We start from the raw sequence: 19,736 nt of genomic DNA, 5'->3' as shown, positions 1-19,736 counted from the left end.
ATTTATTTGGCCGTTGTGATCACTGTATCTATCAAGTGAACAACCCCATTACTTGTATAAATATCAGTAGTTGTTACATTGCTACCCGCTACTTGTAATGATGTAGCCGGTAAGCTTACTTGCCACCAAATATCGTTCACAGCTTGGCCATTATTCTGACCTGCTGCCGTATCACCTGAGAAGGTATATAAAGGACGACCAAGATAAGCGACTTGCATGCTGTCATCTGAGCGAGCAATTAACGATAAACCTGGCACATTTTCAATTGATGCTGCAGTACCAAGAACCGGTGGCCACGTTGTTGCACAAGCTGCTTCACACGTACTCATTGCCTCGCCTAAATCATTATCAAATACATAAACTGTTTTGCCTGGCATGGCGTCGGCCATACCCGTTACTAAACGATTATTAGTTGAATCGTAAGCAATGCTGTCTGTTGCTGTGTTTTCTGTGCTGGTAAAGTCTACGATGTTTATGCTTAGCATGTTATCAGCAAGGGTGGTCACCGTTTTACCATTGGCTGCAAATGCATCAGTACTGCCCACTTGAGCGCCTAAAACATGTTGAGTCAGTACACCTGTTAGTGCTGTCGTGTCAGCCAATAAAGCCTCTAAATCAGCCGTAGGAATTTTGCTAAATGCAGCATTTGTTGGTGCAAATACCGTAAATGATTGAGTGGTATCGTTAAAGGTATCTACTAGTGATGCTGCTTGTAGTGCAGTGACCAAAGTAGATAATGCGGGTGTTTCAGTAGCCACAGTAGCAATTGTTTTAGTCGGAGTCCCAACTTCTGCCGGTGGCATAATCACTTTATTTAATACATGAATCACGCCGTTACTGGCGGTTACATTTGCCTCTGTGATTGCCGAATCATTGATAAATAGTGAGCTGTCTACATAAGAAATAGCTGCCATGTCGCCATTGGCCATTTCTATCTTGTTGCTGTTACTATTGGCAATACTTACTGCGTCATCTGATAAAACTGTTGCGTCAGGAAAAACATGGTACAGCAAAATATCACGAAGCGTATCAGTATCAGCCAGTAGCGCATTAATTGTATCCTGACCGAGTGCAGCAAATGCAGCGTCTGTAGGAGCAAATACACTAAAAGTATTATCTGGGTCGGCAACTAGTGTATCTAAGCCTGTTGCTGTTAGAGCCGCGAGAAGAGTCGTAAAGTTACCATCAGCGCTCGCTATGTCAGCAATTGTGTTAGTACTTTGAGGTAAAGTAACATCAGAAATAATAACCGAATCAATTACATGAATGACACCATTAGTGGTCATAATATCTTTTACTACAATATTGGCTCCGCCAAACGATAGCATGTTTGTTTCTGCGTTTATCGCCACTGGAAGGGTATTGCCAAGTAGCGTTTCTGCTGATTGACCGTTAAGAGACATTGCAGTAACAGAATCAACTGATCCTACAAGCACATGCTGCTTCAAAATATCGGCTAAAACGGTGGGATTAGCCAGTAACGTGTTTAAAAAGTTGCTACCAATTGCCTCGAATGCAGCATCCGTAGGGGCAAATACGGTAAATTCTGATGATTCATCGGCAAGTGCTGAAGTAAGGGATGCAGCATCAAGAGCTGCAAGTAATGTACTAAAATTGCCAGCTTGTTGAGCTGTTTCAATAATATTATTAGTTGGTGCTGTTTCTGGCACTGTTTTTGGCGTGAGCACCGCGTCAATAACATGAATGATTCCGTTGTCGGTCACAATGTCGGTCATTGTTACTGTGCTGGTATTTACTAATAAATTCTCACCATTTAAAGATAAAGCAATGTTTTGCCCGTTAACAGTCTCAACAGTGCTACCCGCTAAGCCAATAGCTGTTTGCGCGTCTACTCTGCCAGCGATCACATGATAAGTTAAAATAGAACTTAGGGTGTCTGTATCAGCTAATAAGCTATTAATGGTCTCTTCGCCTAATAATGCGAATGCATCATCGGTAGGGGCAAATACAGTATAGCTGGTAGTTAAATCATCGAGAGTTTCATCTAGACCGGTTGCTTCTAGTGCTGCAACAAGAGTGGTGAACTCTTCAGAGTCCTGTGCGGCGTCAAAGACTGAGACGGCAGGTTGTGGGTCTACAGTTACTGGAGCGTTGTTATCGTCATCACTACTACAGCCTTGAATCAGTAACAAGGGAAGTATGATAGCACCGAGCTTAAATACTTTATTCATAATTGTTCCTTTAATCGAATGTTACAGTGTTACAGCTTTGTGAATACTACGAAGCTATTAACAGTGTTGATCAAAAAAACATGGGTTATTTTTATACAATTTAATAGGTGTAAGATTTTATTGAATTTTTATTCAAGAAAACGTTTAAATTTTAGTTTTTTTACTGCGTGGTGCGCCAAGTAAAATAAATACATGGCAAATACACACAGATAGAAATGCACTAATTCCCAAAGCGCCACCAAAACCATCAAGAATAGGCACTAGATAGGCAAAAAACAGTGAAAATATAATTGCTGAACTGGCAAGCGTATACACACCAAAACGGTGGGGAGCACTCATTCCAATAAATGTGCCGCCAAAAAAGACGATGCTATATAGCTCAGCGTTAAGGCTCAGCTGCGCAAAAATCAAATAGGCAATAATCGATAGAGCTGCAGAGGCTCGGATCCCATCAAAGCGATTATGTTTAGCCAAGTAAAAGGTTAAAAACGCCCCTAGCAAAGCAAGTAGCGGATAAATAAGCATCATATTACTAACTCCTTGGCCAAAACAAATAAGGCGACGCTAGCAAATGCAATGCTACCTAATCGTCCGCCAAACCCCGCAAATACATTAATGGTGAGTGTGTATAAAACAGCACCAATGGCAGAAATAATCGCAATTTCCCAGTATTCATTAATTAAACTAGTGGAGCACATACCGGCAAAACTGCCTGCATAAATAGCTGAATAGGGATGGTTTTTGTAATCTTCAGGGAATGGAATAAATGAACCGATAAGCCCCGTTAAACCGGCAGATACAACAATAGGCAATGCGAATGTGGTATGCATTAAAAAACACGACAAGCAGCCGATAAAAAAGGTGATGAATTTTAAAAGTATGAATTTAGTCATGGCGCGCACATCATAATGTATCAGTTTTAGCTTTAATAGTTAAAAACTGATATTTAAGACTAAAATCGATAAACCACAGCTAAAAGGTGAATTATTACTGTTGAAAATTAGCGATATGCAATGAATGACTAAAAATAACACTGTTAATGTTCTATAAATTGCAAATTATGTATAATGCAGCATATTTCATATATTAAAAGTTATAACCTAAGGTAATTTATGTCTAACTGTTTACATCTGGCTATCCCCGCTGGCGATCTTGAAAAAGCGAAAACGTTTTACTGTGACGTACTCGGCTGTAAAACCGGCAATAGTGAAGCGGGACGATGGGTAGACATTGATTTTTGGGGTAACGAATTAACTCTACATCAAAGTGTTGAGCGTTTACCTACGGTACGTCATGATGTTGATATGGGTGCAGTGGCTGTTCCACACTTTGGTATTCATTTATCAGAAAGTGAGTTTCAAGGATTAAAGCAACGTATTGCTGATGCCGGTCTTGAATATTTAGATAAACCTTACCGTCGTTTTGTTGGTGATGAGTTTGAACAAGAAACGTTTTTTATTGAAGATCCTAACGGTAACGTGCTCGAAATGAAAACTATGGTTAATCCTGAGGTTCTATTTAAAAAGGGTTAAGCTAAGGCTATAGCAGAGCTAGCCTTACTGGCTAGCTCACGTTTTTTTATGCTTTTAAACGGCGGCTACTACTATTTTTTCAGCTTGCTTTGCTTTTCTTTGCAATTTCTGTTTATACATTGCTTCATCACCTGCTTTTAAAACTGTGTCTAAGTTATCGGGTGGCTGAGTATAGCTAGTTTGCCCAACACTGGCGTAAATAGAAATGGTATGGCCCTGATGCTCTATAGTTAACTGGTTTAATTTTTGTTCTAAGGTGTTAACTCGCTGGTTAATTTTTTCGTTGCTATTAAACAATGCCATGGCCACAAATTCATCGCCCCCTAAGCGACCAACGGCATCTTCACTGCGCATATGTTGACTAAGAGACTCTGCAACTTTGCACAGTACTTTGTCGCCCACATCATGACCATAAGTATCATTAATTGCTTTAAAACGGTCTAAATCTATGTATAAAAAGCACAAAACGCCTCCTCGTTGCTTATGCTCTGCTAGTAAGTCGTTTGCTTTTAAGCTCCATCCGCGACGATTGTATATATGGCACAAATGATCAAAGTTAGCGTGTCGTTCAGCCTGTTTTTTTGCATAACTCAATCTTTGAATTCGTCTACCGACTGCAATAGCAAGTAATAAAGATTCAATTGTAAACGCAATAACAAATCCATAGCGTTGAATGAACGGGCTGTAATCGGTTAGTAGTACCCTAAAAATCATACTAATACACACACTTGCCAGTGCTATAAATACCAAGCTTGCTTCATTAACACCGTACTTTGTTTGTATGGCGCTGAGGATAAAAATAGTGATGACAATAAATAATGATAAATAGCCTGTTACTGCAGAGGTAATATTGGTTATAAGTGGTAGATCGAGCGCTATTTTTTGTAAGCATAAAGTCAGTACGCATAAGGCGGCTACTTTTAGTGTATTACTTATCTTAGGAAAGTACTTAGGTAGCTCCAATATAGCGCTCATAAACCATGTAGCACTCACTATAGTTAAACCGATACTTAACGTATAAAAATGGCTAACGTACGCAGAGTAGTGCTGTTGTGTAAATAAATAAGGCTGTCCTTCTTGAAAGAATATAAAGCTAGCGATGCAAAAAATATAAATGCCATACAGTTTAAAAAGAGGGTCTTTTATGCCGTGACCTATAATTAGTGCATAAAAAATAAGCGTGGCGCAAAGACCATAAAAAATGCCAAAAATAAGGTTGTAGCGTTGAATTTTTTCGACAAAAGGCTGTGTATCTGACCAAGTAAAGCGTGGGGTATAAGCCGCAGAAGTGGTAATCATAAGCTGTGCAGTAAAAACGCCTGGGTCCATTAAAATTGCCATCTGATTGGTTTTTAAAGGTGTTTTATATGCTGAATTTTGCTGCCACGAAAAGTCTTTAAGTGCAGGGCGAGTAAATGAAAATACCCCGCCTTGCTTTAAGTTACAGCTTAATTCAAGATGATTAATACCATTTTTAAGTTTAATATTTGAGGCAACTTCTTTGGATAAAGACACCGAAGTATTGGTTGCTCTTGAGCTGAGCTGACAACGTTCTTGCGCATAAGTAACGCTACTAAATAGCATAGCAAAAGCGCATATAAAAATGCTAAACCTAACCACCTGAGCGCCTAACATGCTAAAAACTCCTTGTCTTTATCGTACAATATATCATTACTAAGTAGACGAATACTTTTAAGTCATATTAACAAAGTCTAATGATAAAGTATTTAAATAATGACTTGCGCAAAAGTAAGTTAGTTTTAATCACACATGTATTTCACTGGGGGCTTTGTTGAAATGGCGTTTAAACTCACGGCTAAATTGTGACGCACTGGTGTAACCTACTTTAAATGCGGCCTCATTTGCTTTACTGCCAGAGGTGGTTATTAATTCTTTTGCTTTAGCTAAACGCACTTTTTTTAAATACTGCAAAGGGGATTCAAACGTAACTTGTTTAAAGGCACGATGAAAAGATGACACACTCATGTTCACTTCTTCAGCTAAGTGCTCTACGGTAATAGGGCTTGCATAATCACTATGTAATGTTGATAAGGTACGCGCTATGCGTGCGTAATGGCCATCGTGCATTGCAAGTCCAATTAAAGTGTTGCCTTGAGGGCCACACAGCACCCTATATACTAATTCTTTAACTATATCGTCACCAAATACCTCAGCCTCAAGCGGATCGTTTAACACTGTTAACAGTCGATGGGTAACTTGCTCCATAGCTAAATCTAAAGTGGCGCTTTGTACGGCTCCGCTTTGTGTTAAAGGAGTTAAAATAGGCTTATGTTGCATCATTTGGTTAACCAGTTTGTGCAGCATGGCTGGGTTTATATCAATTGCTATACCCATTACTGGTAAATCGTTATCAGTAAACGCTTCACATTCTAGTGGTACGGGCACTCCCAGTACTAAATAATCGCCTGCACCATACTGTATTTGATGCTCAGGGAAGTGAATAATTTTATGTCCTTGGCCAACAATAATAATACCTGAATTATAAATAAGCGGCTGACGCGCTGAGCTTTTGGTGGCGCGATGAAAGTACACCCCTGGAATAATTGTTTCCATGGTACCTTCAAAGTTGAGCAACTTATTATGCTCTGCGTATTGTTGTAACAAAGTGGCGATGGTTGTCATAAGAGCGGCTTAAATTAACGGTATTTGGCGTAAAATAACAACGCTGATAGTTTTAGGCAAGCTTTTGGTAGCTATTAGGCTTTTTATATATGTGCTATGCCACTATTATGCATCCATCAACACTTTATTTATTTAAGAATTGATAAGGTGCTTAGTAATTAACCGTCCCCTTTAGGAGCAAAATAATGAAATTTAGCTACGTAAATCCCACTTTAATTCAATTTGGTCAGCAACAAATTGCCGCACTTACTGATTTGATCGCAAAAGATCAAAAAGTATTAGTTGTGTACGGTGGCGGCTCTATTAAAAAGAACGGCGTATACGATGAAGTTGCAGCAGCACTTGAAGGTTTTGATTGGGTAGAGTTTTCGGGCGTGGGTGCTAACCCAACAATTGAAGTGTTAGACCAAGCAGTAAAAATTTGTAAAGAACAAGACATCGATTTCGTATTAGGTGTAGGCGGCGGCTCTGTAATAGACGGCGTTAAATACATTGCAGCATCTGCTGTATATGATGGCGAAGGTTGGGATATCCCTACAGGTAAGCACACAATTACCAGCGCATTACCTATTGGTGCCGTATTAACGCTACCAGCTACAGGTTCTGAATCTAACCAAAACTCGGTGGTAAGCAAAGAAGCAACGAAGCAAAAACTACCGTTTGCATCTCCAGAAGTATTACCAAAATTTGCCATTATGGACCCTGATGTAATGAAAACATTACCGCAGCGCCAGCTTGTAAATGGTTTAGTAGATGCATGGGTACATACCTGTGAGCAGTACCTAACATTCCCAGAAGGTGCACTTGTTCAAGAAGGTTATGCAGAGGCACTGTTAAAAGCGCTTAAAACATTGGGTGATAACTTTGAAAACCAAGACGATGCATGGCGTGCAAACCTTATGTGGGCTGCAAACCAAGCACTTAACGGCTTAATTGGTTCTGGCGTATCGCAAGATTGGGCAACCCACATGATTGGCCATGAGCTTACAGCTGCTTACGGAGTTGATCATGCACGTTCACTGGCTATTGTTCAGCCTTCTTTACTGCGCAACCAATTTACAGTTAAAAAAGCAAAACTAGAACAAATGGGTAAAAACGTATTTGGTCTTGCACAAACAGATGATTTAGCAGAGCAAACAATTCAAGCAATTGAAGCGTTTTACCACAGTCTTGATGTAGCCACTGAGCTTACTGAGCATGGTGATGACAAAGCGGCTGCCATTGATAATATTATTGGCAAGCTTGAAGCGCATGGCATGGTTGCCCTTGGTGAAAACCAAGCTATTACGTTAAAAGAAAGCCGTGAAATTTTAGAGCAAGCGGTTGCTTAATAATGATTAATCTCGACCCCTAACATTTGTTAGCGGCTTTTTGCAGCAAAATAAGATTGAATGAAATAAAATTTTATTTTGCTGCATTACTTTTTTTGATGTTTTCAGGTACAGTATTGAAGAAAATAATATTTAGATGAGTAATGAGCTTATCTAATCGTGTGTTTCAATAGGGAATTCGTTTAACTGTGCGTTCAAATCGTTTTTTAATTGTAATGTTACTTGTGCTTGTGCATAGCTTTATAAGCTGTGATGGCGCCGCGTACCATTTACAAGAAGACGTTGACCACATAAATAGCTCATTTTCGCAAAGTAGCGAAACTGCTGATGATAACGACAGCGCCCCAACAGCAGAAATACATGCCCACCAGCATTGCCACAGTGGCTATAGCCACAGCTCAAATCACTCAATAACTCCCGAGAAAAGTAAACCAACTTTAGCGATATGCTATCACGGCTTACATTATCCACCAGACGTACCGCCACCGAATTCATTTAGCTAGTTCTTAATTTAATTTCAATTAATTACTGTGCTTTTAGCTGCCTACACATAAGTGTTTTATGGGCCGTTATAGGCATGTTTAGATTGCTGAGCAATTTACACTGTCGCTATCTTTTGCGTAGGTTGTGAATGGTTTGCAAGTGAACTCTGTTTATTAAAAACGGACAAGTTATATGAATAAAAAATCAATTATGTTGGTGGTGATGCTGTGCACGCTGCCTGCTTTTAGTGCGTTTGCAAATGTTAAAACACTAACTCTAAAACAAGCGTTGATAAATACCGAGCAACAAAATCCGCTATTAAAACGCTACCCTTATCATCAAAAAATACTCAGCGCGCTTAAATCTCAAGCTGCTCTTTCGCCTAACCCTATCTTAAATATAGAAGCTGAAAATCTGCTGGGGACAAACGATGCACGTGGTGTGCAAGACGCTGAAATAACCTTGGCATTTAGCCAGCTTATAGAGCTTGGAGATAAACGCCAAAGCCGTATAAATTACGCTACGGCAAACATTAAAGCCCAAGCAATACAATATCAAAATACCCGTTTAGCCTTATTGGCAACCACCGGTGAGCGGTATTACGAGGCGCTTAAATTTCAAACTTTACTTTCTCTCAATAGCGAACGACATCAGGTTGTAAGCCAAGCACTTAAAGCAATAACGCAACGAGCTGATGCCGGCGCTGTATCGCAAGCGGATGTAACCCGTATGCGTTATGCACTAAGCCAAGTTGAGCTTGATAAAGCGAAGCTAAATAGCGAATTTGAGCGAGCACGTTTATCGCTCAATGAACTGTGGAGTGAGCAACATGGCTACACGGATTTAGCAGGAAATATGACTACCCTAATACCGCTTAAATCTGAGCAAACGTTACTCAATGCGGTTAACCAAGCCCCTGACTTTGCTATGTTACAGCAGCAATACTTACAGCAAGCGGCTAACTTAACGCTGCAAAAAGCCAATGGGGAAAGTGACATTAATGTAGGTGCAGGCGTGAGCTACAACCAGCAAAACAATACCAGTTCGTTGCTGTTTTCGTTTTCAATGCCGTTGCAATTGAGTAACTCAAATAGCGGTAATATTGAAGCGGCTAATAGTCAGTTGGCATTGTTACGTGAGCAGCAAGGACAGTTACGGGTTCAATTACGTCAGCAAGTTCGTACTTTGTACGCCTATTACCAAGGTAAGACGTTACAGGCACAGTTGTTATCTGGGCAAGTTATTCCCCAAGCCCAAACACTCATTGAGCAAAGCTTAAAAAGCTATCAACGCGGACAAATTTCGGTGTTGCAATTACTCGATGCTCAACAAGCCCTTTTTGACTCTAAACGCGCGTTGATTAACACATATGCAGCGTTATATCAGACCCACCTCGCACTTGAGCGTTTAACTGGCCAATCTTTAACTGAGACTTTTCAATCATGAACAACACTTTTATCGCATTATTAGTATTTCTCTCGTTTGTAGCTAGCTTAACAAGCACACATGTATTTGCCTCAGCAGAACATGACCAAACAGAGCAAACCCAAAAACAAGGTCCACACGGCGGCTTTTTATTAACCAACGAAAAGCTCACTCTTGAGTTAAAGCTGCAAGAATTGGCAGGTAAAGTTGAGCTGCGCGTATATGGTTATGAGCAAAAACAGCCGGTAGATATAAACGATTTAAGTATAGAAATGAACTTAAAACGCTTAGTAGAAGCGCCGCAAAAAATACAATTTACCCGTGAGAATGAGTACCTTGTTAGCACGCAATCGATAAATGAGCCACATTCATTTGAGCTTTTGATTACTGCCAATTATAAAGGTGAGCGCGTTAGCTTTGAGTACTCTCAGCACGAAGGCCAAACTGTGCTTAGCGAGCGAGCAATTAAAGGCGCGGGCATTAAAACAGAGATAGCACAAAGCGGCGAGGTTGATATTTCCGACACGCTGTTCGGTGTTATTACACCTACACAGCATGGCACAGTAGAAATTATGGCGCCATATACCGGATTGATCAGCGATATTTTTGTCAGTATTGGTCAAACCGTTCAAAAAGGCGATGTACTGGCCAGCGTCACCAATCGCGAAACTTTGCAAAACTACAGCATTAAAAGCCCTATTAGCGGTGTGGTAACCGAACAATATTTAAAGCGTGGCGAACTGGCAAGTACTCGTGCGCTAATGCAAGTCGTGAACCTTGATAAAGTATGGGTTGAGCTCTCAGCCTTTCCTGAAAACATCGAAAATCTAGCCATTGGTCAAAGCGCCACGGTGTACGATTTACATCATCATTTAACCGCCCAAGGTAAGGTGTTTTTTATAGCGCCTATGATGACCGGCGGGCACATTGCACGTGCCCGTATAGCGCTTAATAACCCTGATGGTCATTGGCGTCCGGGCATGCATGTTAATACTGATGTCAGTATCGATAAGGTTAATGCTAACGTGCGTGTAAAGCCTGAGGCTATTCAAGAGTTTAACGGCATGGCGAGTGTATTTGTGCGTAAAAATAATGTGTTTGAAGTACGCCCAGTTACTTTAGGCGCAAAAAGTAGTGAGTGGGTTGAAGTCATCGCGGGTTTAAGCCCTGGTAGCGAGTACGTCACAACCAATAGCTATGTGATCAAAGCCGATATTTTAAAAAGCGGCGCAAGTCACGCACACTAGGAGGTACCATGATTAACTGGATTGTTTCTTTTGCGGTTAAACGCCGCATGATGGTACTGGCACTGACATTTTTATTTGCTGGGTTTGGTGTGTATAACATCCAAAACTTAGCGGTAGATGCTGTACCCGATATTACCAATGTACAAGTGCAAATTAATTCTAAAGCGCCTGGTTTTACGCCGCTTGAAGTAGAGCAGCGTATTACTTACTTAGTCGAAACGGCGATGGCAGGTATTCCTAAGCTTGACTATACCCGTTCACTTTCTCGCTATGGGCTTTCTCAAGTAACCATTATTTTTGATGAAGGCACCGATATTTATTGGGCGCGTCAACAAATTGGTGAGCGTATTCAAAGTATTCGCGCTGATTTACCTAATAATGTTGAGCCAAATCTTGGACCTATTGCCAGTGGTTTAGGTGAAATATTTACCTATAGCGTGCATGCAAAACCCGATGCGTTAAAAAGTGATGGTATGCCTTACAGCGCCGAAGATTTACGTACTTTACAAGACTGGGTTATTCGTCCGCAGCTTTTAAAAGTAAAAGGCGTAACCGAAATAAATAGCCAAGGTGGCTTTGAGCGCCAGTACCAAGTTGCGCCCATACCAGAAAAGCTCATCGCTTATAAGCTAACAATCAAGGATGTTATTAGTGCACTTGAGCTTAATAACAGCAATCGCGGAGCCGGTTATATAGAGCGCTTTGACGGCCAATATTTAGTGCGCTCACCTGGGCAATTAAAAACATTAGCGGATATAGCAAACACCGTTATTGCTAAGCGTGATGATGCTCCTGTACGAATTAAAGACGTGGCAAATGTATACTTAGGAAAAGAACTCAGAACTGGCGCGGCTACTTATAATGGCGAGGAAACCGTATTAGGCACGGCGATGATGCTAATTGGTGAAAATAGCCGTGTGGTTGCCAAAGCCATGGCTGATAAGCTTATACAAGTACAAAAAAGTTTACCTGCAGGGGTTATTATTGAGCCTGTTTATGACCGCACCAATCTGGTTGATAAAACCATCGCCACAGTACAAAAAAACCTGTTTGAAGGTGCGGTATTGGTCATCGTCATTCTGTTGTTATTGCTTGGGAATATCACTGGTGCGCTTATTACCGCCATGGTTATTCCGCTGAGTATGCTATTTGCTATTACTGGCATGGTGGGTAATCGAGTCTCGGGTAACTTAATGAGCTTAGGTGCAATCGACTTTGGATTAATTGTTGATGGCGCGGTGATTGTGGTTGAAAACTGCCTTCGTCAATTAGGGATGGCTCAACATAAACATGGCCGCTTACTTACACTCAGTGAGCGTTTAGAGGTTGTAACTTCAGCCACCAAAGAAGTGTTTAGCCCCGCAGTATTTGGTATTTTAATTATTATGTTGGTGTATTTACCGCTATTTGCGCTCAGTGGTGTTGAGGGAAAAATGTTTCAGCCTATGGCGTTTACCGTGGTTGCCGCGTTAATAGGTGCACTTATTTTTGCTGTCACCTTTGTGCCAGCAGCTATTGCCGTATTTGTGCGTGGTAAAGTAGATGAAAGCGAAAACGCAGTAATGCGTGGCGTTAAAAAAATCTACAAGCCACTGCTTAGCTTATCGCTTAAATTACCGTGGCTGATGGTGAGTATTGCCACTGTTTTGGTATTAGTGCTTGGCTTTAAAGTTAAAAATATGGGCGCCGAATTCTTACCGCAGCTAGATGAAGGTGACATTGCAATGCATGCGTTGCGTATTACTGGCACCGGTATCGAACAATCGGTGCAAATGCAAAAGCAGTTGGAGCAGGCTTTATTAGAGCAACCTGAAATTGCAAACGTATTTTCAAAGATTGGCACCGCGGATGTAGCCAGCGATCCTATGCCACCTAATGTTGCCGACACTTTTTTAATGTTAAAGCCGCGTGAGCAATGGCCAGATCCGTCACTAAGTAAAGACGCGTTAGTGCAGCAAATTCGTCATCGTGTGAATGAGGTACCGGGTAATAACTATGAATTTACCCAGCCTATAGAAATGCGCTTTAACGAGTTAATTGCCGGTGTGCGTGCCGATGTAGCGCTGCGTATTTACGGTGATGATTTAGCCATACTTAAACAGTTTGGCGAAAAAGCCACTGGTTTAATGCGAAATATTACCGGTGCTACTGATGTACGTTTAGAGCAAATGGAGGGCTTGCCTACACTCTCTGTTACCCCAATGCGAGACCATATGGCGCTATTAGGATTAACCGTAAACAACATTCAACAAACCCTTGCCGCTGCTGTTGGTGGGGTGCAAACAGGGCTAATTTATGAGGGTGATAAGCGCTTTTCGTTATTAGTACGCTTAGATAAGCGTTGGTCTGATGATGTCTCTGTGCTTGCGCGTTTACCTATTGCGTTACCTAAAAGTAGTAACCCTGAGCTTGCATTTGTACCGCTTGGAGAAGTGGCTACAATTAGTATTGAAAAAGGCCCTAATCAAATAAATCGCGAAAGCGGCAAGCGCAATGTGGTAGTAACAGCGAATGTAACAGGACGCGATTTAGCCAGCTTTGTAAGAGATGCCCAAGCGACTATGAACGCACAACTTAACCTACCCAGCGGTTATTGGCTTGAATACGGCGGTACGTTTGAGCAATTACAATCGGCGAGTAAGCGTTTGTCGTTGGTAGTGCCTGTGACTTTATTGCTTATTTTTGGCTTACTTTATAGTGCTTTTGGATCGCTGCGTGATTCACTCATTATATTCAGTGGTGTACCACTGGCACTGACCGGTGGGGTATTGGCATTATTGCTACGAGATATGCCGCTTTCTATTTCAGCGGGTGTGGGGTTTATTGCGCTAAGTGGAGTTGCGGTATTAAACGGTGTAGTGATGTTGTCGTTCATTAAGCAATTACGAAATGAGGGGTTAAGCTTATATTATGCAATACACAGCGGGGCATTGCAGCGATTACGCCCAGTGCTAATGACCGCGCTTGTGGCAAGTTTAGGCTTTATACCTATGGCGCTAAATACCGGTACTGGCGCTGAAATACAACGGCCTTTGGCAACCGTGGTGGTAGGTGGAATTATGTCATCCACTTTGCTCACATTGTTAATTTTACCAGCACTTTATAAATTAGTGCATGCAAAATTTAAAAAGCTGCAAACTAATTACTAATTAGGTAATAACGTAAAAAGCAGCTGAAGTGTCAGCTGCTTTTTTGTTAAGTAAGGAGTTGCTTAGTTATATTGAAATAGGCTATCCCAGCGCTCATCTAATATGGCTTTTGCGCGCTCTAGATTTACCGCGTTATATAGGGTGTTTGTGCAAGTTACTAAATGCATACGTTCAAGCTTTTCAAGCGCGTCGCTAATTTCAAAATCTAGCTCGCATTGGTACTTGCTTTTAAACCACGTCTCTATCTGCTCATCAAGTGCGTGAGCGCTTAAGCCATTTTTAGATTTTAGTAAAAATGAATAAGCGAGTAGGGCTTCTTTAATGTCTTCTTCTTCGGCGGCGTCTATTAGTGTATGAAAAACACCCTCGTTGTTATCTAGGTTTTTAAAGTAAAGATTATCGCTCAGCGCTTTCATAAATTTAATTTTACGGTTTTTAAATTTACTCCACTCTTTAAATACAAAACTGCCAAATACACCAATACCAATGGCTAACGTAATAAAGTGCTGCTGAGTCATGGTAACGACTTTATCACTAAACCCTCCCCAAAATGCAAACAAAGCAAACAATAAAAGTAATGAGGCGCCCAGTTTGGTAACTAACACCACCGCACCGCCAATAAGTGCTGACGAGCCAATAATCACTTTATCAATAGGGCGCATTCGTACTTCGCTATTAGGAAATAGCATTTCTAAGTCAGCTTTTGGCACATTTTGAAATAGTTTTACTATGGTTGAGCTGGGCTCAAACCCCATAGGTAGTTTATTTTTTGATTCAAAATAGGCTTTATCTTTAAAGCGAATAAATACCGCTACGCGGTCGTAGTTGGTAAAATGCAGTGGCTTTTTACGTAACCCCCAAAAGCTGGTTATGGTTTCGGTGAGTTGCGATTCGCCTCTGCGATAAAAGACCACTTCTTCAAAGTCGTCAAACTCTACCTCTAGGCGTACCTTAAAAAGCGATTCTTCGTTGAGTGCATCTTGGAGGTCTTCATTGGTGATCACTTCAAAATTAGCCGCATTTAATACGTTAGCAAAATCTTTAGCAAAATCGCGTTGGCACTGGGCTTTTTGCTCCTTCGAGACAGGAGCTAACGAGCGAGTGTCGCTATTAGGATCAAACGGTGCGTAATTGTTTTTTAGTGACTCAAGGGTTGAGTGGTAATTATAATGAATCAGGCTGGCGAGCACGTCGCAAAACTGTTTGAAAGAGGTTTGTTGTGCACTATCGGCAAGCTCTTGGCTGCACATGCCTATGATATCTTGCTTTCTAAAAGGAATAAAACGCGCAGTTCGCATAATTAATAATTGTCAGAAAAGTATAATGGCATTGAGCAATAATAAAGTACTCTGGGAAGTATTACTATTTTGCCAATGTTAAATCTATAAATAATAAGGCGTTATATTTTCAGGTTAGATTAACCTAACTGTGCGATGATGCCAGTACCCGCTAAAAATATTAATCTCAGTAGTTAAAAGGATGTTTAATGGCTATACAAAAAAAGCTAAAGCAAAAAACGCGTCAGTTTATTGAGTCTAAAAATATGCTCAGCGGTATTACGTTTGCCTCATTTTTAGAATCCACCATAGTGCCCATTCCACTTGAAGCAGTACTGGTGCCATTAATGCAGGCAAGGCGTGAAAAACTGTGGCAAATTGCCCTTATGGCCACAATCGGCTGTGTTATTGGGGCGTTGTTTGGTTATGCGTTGGGTTATTATTTATTTGATGTGATTGGCGATTGGGTTATCAACACATTCTCAAGCCCTGAGCAGTTTGAAAACGTTAAGCAAAAAATGCAGGCACAAGGTTTTTGGTTTGTATTAAGCTTAGGTATTGTGCCTATTCCGTTTCAAATTGCGATGTTGGCCGCTGGTGCAACTAAGTATTCGCTGGCACTGTTTTTAGTGGCATCTGCGATTGCGCGCTCTATACGCTATTTTGGATTAGCGTTAGTGGTATATTATGCAGGCAATCAAGCTGAGCGACTTATCAGTAAACATAAAACTAAAACCATGATTGGGTTAACTATTTTAGTTGCTATTGGCTGGGTTGTCAGCACACTAATATAAATCAATCCGTTTTATAATTTGTGGTATAGTTTTTAATAGTAATTATAAAAATAATGTAAATATCGCCTATGATGAACCCGGAAAAAGTGAGTCTAAAGTTAAGCCATTTTGTTAAAATTACCAGATTAAATAAGCTGTTAATTTTGATGACGCTGGCGTTTATTATCGCTTTCTCAATTTTTTCGTTGATGTACTTTCACCCATTAGACATAACCCAAAACCTCTATGGCTTTACCACTGACTTTATTAATTTAGTGGTGATTTTTGCTATTTTTTTTGTAGTGCAATGTTCACGGTTAGCTAAAAAAGCGTATTTATATGTCAGTATCGGTTTAATGCTATGGATTGTAGGCTCTACTGCCGATGTGCTCGATGAAGTGATACGTCAGCCTTTTTGGATAAGCAATTACGTAGAAGACTTATGTCGCACATTAGGTATGCTAATTACCGCTTATGGTTTATTTAAAACCATGCACTTTATGCAGCGAATGCACAACCGGTTAGCGCAAGAGTTTATTATGGATGATTTAACTAAAGTGTATAACCGTCGCTGCTTTTATCAGCATGTGAAGGGGGTTGTTAATAATCCTTACACTGTTTTAATTATAGATCTCGACCACTTTAAACGTATTAATGACGATTATGGCCACGATGTGGGCGATAAGGTGCTTAAACAGTTTGCTGATAAAGTGAATCGTCTTTTTAAAGATGAAAATATTTTTGCTCGTATAGGTGGTGAGGAGTTTGCCGCTTACCTGCCTAGTTATGAGCTTGATGAAGTACTTAACTTTTCGCAGACTATTCTAGAGACGGCTCGTACTATTACAGTACACAATCAGCGTTCTTTAACGGTCAGTATCGGTATTGCACATCGTACAAGCGATCAGACCTTTGATAATGTAATGAAACGTGCTGATCAAGCATTATACCGCGCTAAAAAAGCAGGCCGTGATCGCCTTGAGGTTGCTTAAACATCGTAATTTTATAGTATAAGCTTTGTTTGTGATATTTTTGGGTACTTGTTTTGTAAAATAAAAAAGGGACTGTATGGATGAGTTAATCGGATTAGCAATCATTATATCTATTGCGATTGTTGCAGGGGGCGTATGTGGTTTAGTTGCCTTAGTGCAATTAAACGGCTTAAAACAAGAGATTGCAGTATTAAAATTCAAACTATCACAGTATGAGTTAAACCCAAATAAAGTCCCTAGCGAACTTCCCTCTGTAAACACACAACCAGATAATGCAAAAGCTCAAAACCGCTCAGACATTCCTGCCTCTGTTTATAAACCAGCGAGCATTAAACATACGCCACCACGTAAAGCAGTAATTAAAAAGCCATCGAGTATTGAACTGCTTTTTAAACAATTACGTGCAGGCTTTGAACAAAACTGGATGACCTGGATTGGTGCTATTGCTTTGGCTTTAGGTGGCGTGTTTTTAGCCAAATACAGTTTAGAGGCGGGGCTACTTTCACCTGCAATGAGGCTCAGTGCCGGTGGATTATTTGGCATTGGCTTAATCGCAGCAGCGTATTATTTACATTATAAACGTATTGTTTTTGAAGGCTTTAATAATTACATTCCTGCAGCCCTTGCCAGTGGCGGCTTTATGACTTGCTTTGCCTTAATGTTTTTGGCCTATAACAGCTTTACCATGCTAAGTGCTGAGTGGGCATTTATTGGCTTAGCAGTGATTGCTCTTTGCGCCAGTGCAATGGCGATTAAGTTAGGTCCTTTACTTGCTGTAATTGGCATTATAGGCGCATACAGTGTTCCTATTTGGGTAAATACGGGCAGTGGTCAGTTATTTTCTTTACTTATTTATGTTGCCCTTGTGAGTGTTGCCGCAGCGGTTGTGGCACATAAAGTACAGCGAGTGTGGTTGTGGTATTTACTATGGGTAGGGCATATAGGCTGGTACTTGGTTGGACTCACTCTATTTAACTACGACACAGTGTGGTTAATAGGCGCTTATGCGTTACTAAGTATTTTAGGCTTAATCGCTATTGCACGCTTAGGCTTGGGCTTTAATACCCTTGAAGTGCGCCCGCACAGCTTCAAACGATTAGTTAACTTATTTCCAGATCACGGATTATTACTGGCCTTTATGGCGCCTTTAATGATTGCCATGCTATTGAGTTTGTTTAATTTACAATGGCAAATCGTGGCGTTGTTAAGCATCGCTTTGTTACTATTTTTAGTGTTAAAAAATAGCCGTTGGGATGCATGGCAAGGGGTTTCTTTAGTGATTGCGCTGTTACTAGTGGTCAGTGCTAAACAAACTTATACCTTTGATGATGCGTTATTTATTTTTAAAAACGAATACGGGCTAGGCTTATTACTTGCTCTGGGGTTAAGTGGCTATGGACTCTATTTTGGTAATAAATACCCAAAACGATTAGCTTTTCATTTGCTTGCTTCATTAAGCGTGTTTGCATTAGTTGGCACTTTGTATGCGATGATCCCAAATACGGCTTTAGCAACCGCTTATCCACTTTGGGCGGTATTGTTATGTTTAATGAGTGCGGTGTTAATTAAATTTACGCAAAATAATACAACCTTATGGCAACGTTTTAGTTATTGGGTGGGAGCAAACGCCAATATCACTTTAGCAATTACTATGCTACTGAGCGATAGCGGCCTTACCATTGCACTGGCTGTTCAAGTATTACTGCTGAGCTTATTAATAAAAAAATACAGTGTGGCTATGCCACACTGGCCAATAAAAGCCCTTGTGGCGGCATTACTTTTACGCCTTACCTTATCGCCGTGGACGCCTAGTTATGATGATCTAACTATCTTTGGTTTGCATTGGAGCTTAGTTGTTTACCCGCTGTGTATTGGGTTATTTTTTGCAGCGGCTAAATGTTTTAATACTTCAAAACTAAAAATATGGTTAGAGGGGGCGGCACTGCATTGTTTAGCGTTATTTGTGACAACCGAAACCAGTTATCAACTGGTAGGGCACTACCCTCAGTTGTTTTCTTTAAGTTTTTATGAGCAAGTTTTGCTCAGCTGTAACTTGCTTGCTTTAGGCTGCGTTTATTTATATCGCGCGCAAAGTGCAGGGCAGCTGGGTAAGTTATACCGCACTGCAGGTTTGATTTTATCAGCGTTAGCTGGCTTGTTATTAATCAATACAACGCTGGATAATAATCCGTTATTAATGCGTCTTTATGTTGGTGAAACACCAATATTTAACTGGATACTTTTAATTTGGTTGGTACCGAGCCTACTGGCGTTATGGTTAGCGAGTTTAGTTAAATCGTTAAATGCTAAATTGAGTCAAATTACACTCGGAGTGTCTGGTTTATTAGCCCTGTTAGCTATCAATACCTTGATCCGCCAATATTGGCAAGGTGGCTTCATTTATCTTGATAAAGCAACCAGTGACGCCGAACTATATAGCTATTCGGTTATTTGGTTATTACTCGGCGCACTGGTCGTGATAGCCGGGCATTTAAAACAGCAACGGTTACTGCAAAATGTTGGTCTTGGTATTCTTGGCGCTGTAATTGTTAAGGTATTTTTAATTGATATGGCAAACTTAACGGGACTTCTAAAAGCATTGTCCTTCATTGGTTTAGGGCTGTCGCTGGTAGGGCTAAGTTGGTTGTTCCAAAAACTCAGAAAGCGCAGTCATAGTTAAGTTTAAGCCCAG

At 40.6% G+C, this 19,736-nt stretch carries 15 protein-coding genes; 9 read left to right on the top strand and 6 right to left on the bottom strand.

The annotated features are described in order from the left end of the window. Window positions 1-2: 2 nt before the first annotated feature. From ACNSN3_RS11930 to ACNSN3_RS11920, 3 genes are all read right to left on the bottom strand, one after another. Complete coding sequence (locus ACNSN3_RS11930; protein ID WP_418607484.1) at window positions 3-2,192, bottom strand: fasciclin domain-containing protein; 2,190 nt, start codon at window positions 2,190-2,192, stop codon at window positions 3-5. A 144-nt stretch (window positions 2,193-2,336) separates the two neighbouring features. Then, complete coding sequence (locus ACNSN3_RS11925) at window positions 2,337-2,720, bottom strand: hypothetical protein (protein WP_075169786.1); 384 nt, start codon at window positions 2,718-2,720, stop codon at window positions 2,337-2,339. Further along, a complete protein-coding gene (locus tag ACNSN3_RS11920; RefSeq protein ID WP_418607482.1) occupies window positions 2,717-3,085 on the bottom strand; it encodes a hypothetical protein in 369 nt (122 codons plus the stop codon). The genes ACNSN3_RS11925 and ACNSN3_RS11920 overlap by 4 nt, the downstream gene beginning before the upstream one ends. Window positions 3,086-3,304: 219 nt before the next feature. Here ACNSN3_RS11920 and ACNSN3_RS11915 point away from each other — a divergent pair, with 219 nt between their 5' ends. Continuing rightward, window positions 3,305-3,724 (top strand): VOC family protein, encoded by a 420-nt coding sequence (locus ACNSN3_RS11915; RefSeq protein WP_010387589.1) that lies wholly within the window; start codon window positions 3,305-3,307, stop codon window positions 3,722-3,724. 54 nt (window positions 3,725-3,778) lie between these two features. Here the strand turns inward: ACNSN3_RS11915 and ACNSN3_RS11910 are convergent, their stop codons facing one another. Both ACNSN3_RS11910 and ACNSN3_RS11905 read right to left on the bottom strand, forming a co-directional pair. Next, window positions 3,779-5,359: a diguanylate cyclase gene (locus ACNSN3_RS11910; protein ID WP_010387591.1), complete on the bottom strand. Its 1,581-nt coding sequence runs from the start codon at window positions 5,357-5,359 to the stop codon at window positions 3,779-3,781. 129 nt (window positions 5,360-5,488) lie between these two features. Further along, complete coding sequence (locus ACNSN3_RS11905) at window positions 5,489-6,367, bottom strand: AraC family transcriptional regulator (RefSeq protein WP_418607480.1); 879 nt, start codon at window positions 6,365-6,367, stop codon at window positions 5,489-5,491. A gap of 185 nt (window positions 6,368-6,552) precedes the next feature. Here ACNSN3_RS11905 and ACNSN3_RS11900 point away from each other — a divergent pair, with 185 nt between their 5' ends. The 5 genes from ACNSN3_RS11900 (at window position 6,553) to ACNSN3_RS11880 (ending at window position 14,002) form a co-directional block, all read left to right on the top strand. Then, window positions 6,553-7,698: an iron-containing alcohol dehydrogenase gene (locus ACNSN3_RS11900; RefSeq protein WP_138570388.1), complete on the top strand. Its 1,146-nt coding sequence runs from the start codon at window positions 6,553-6,555 to the stop codon at window positions 7,696-7,698. A gap of 188 nt (window positions 7,699-7,886) precedes the next feature. Next, a complete protein-coding gene (locus ACNSN3_RS11895) occupies window positions 7,887-8,201 on the top strand; it encodes a hypothetical protein (RefSeq protein WP_418607479.1) in 315 nt (104 codons plus the stop codon). 172 nt (window positions 8,202-8,373) lie between these two features. Beyond that, window positions 8,374-9,627: a TolC family protein gene (locus ACNSN3_RS11890; RefSeq protein WP_418607477.1), complete on the top strand. Its 1,254-nt coding sequence runs from the start codon at window positions 8,374-8,376 to the stop codon at window positions 9,625-9,627. Next, window positions 9,624-10,853: an efflux RND transporter periplasmic adaptor subunit gene (locus ACNSN3_RS11885; protein WP_418607475.1), complete on the top strand. Its 1,230-nt coding sequence runs from the start codon at window positions 9,624-9,626 to the stop codon at window positions 10,851-10,853. The genes ACNSN3_RS11890 and ACNSN3_RS11885 overlap by 4 nt, the downstream gene beginning before the upstream one ends. 8 nt (window positions 10,854-10,861) lie before the next feature. After that, on the top strand, window positions 10,862-14,002 hold the full coding sequence (locus tag ACNSN3_RS11880; RefSeq protein WP_418607474.1) for an efflux RND transporter permease subunit: 3,141 nt from the start codon (window positions 10,862-10,864) through the stop codon (window positions 14,000-14,002). A gap of 62 nt (window positions 14,003-14,064) precedes the next feature. Here ACNSN3_RS11880 and ACNSN3_RS11875 read toward each other — a convergent pair whose 3' ends face one another. Then, entirely contained in the window at window positions 14,065-15,300 is a 1,236-nt protein-coding gene (locus ACNSN3_RS11875; protein ID WP_418607472.1) for a TMEM143 family protein, read from the bottom strand. Between the two features lie 188 nt (window positions 15,301-15,488). Here ACNSN3_RS11875 and ACNSN3_RS11870 point away from each other — a divergent pair, with 188 nt between their 5' ends. From ACNSN3_RS11870 to ACNSN3_RS11860, 3 genes are all read left to right on the top strand, one after another. After that, window positions 15,489-16,073 carry a YqaA family protein gene (locus ACNSN3_RS11870; RefSeq protein ID WP_016900491.1) on the top strand — a complete coding sequence of 195 codons (585 nt, stop codon included), beginning with the start codon at window positions 15,489-15,491 and terminating at the stop codon, window positions 16,071-16,073. 71 nt (window positions 16,074-16,144) lie between these two features. Next, window positions 16,145-17,044, top strand: coding sequence for a GGDEF domain-containing protein (locus ACNSN3_RS11865; protein ID WP_418609068.1), 900 nt, complete (start codon window positions 16,145-16,147; stop codon window positions 17,042-17,044). Window positions 17,045-17,120: 76 nt separating this feature from the next. After that, a complete protein-coding gene (locus ACNSN3_RS11860) occupies window positions 17,121-19,724 on the top strand; it encodes a DUF2339 domain-containing protein (protein WP_418607470.1) in 2,604 nt (867 codons plus the stop codon). The last annotated feature ends 12 nt before the right edge of the window (window positions 19,725-19,736 follow it).

It is taken from the genome of Pseudoalteromonas sp. US3C1004, from assembly GCF_048401065.1.
In the GTDB taxonomy this organism is placed as follows: Bacteria; Pseudomonadota; Gammaproteobacteria; order Enterobacterales; family Alteromonadaceae; genus Pseudoalteromonas; species Pseudoalteromonas undina.
This window is presented reverse-complemented; position numbering and strand designations above follow the sequence as displayed.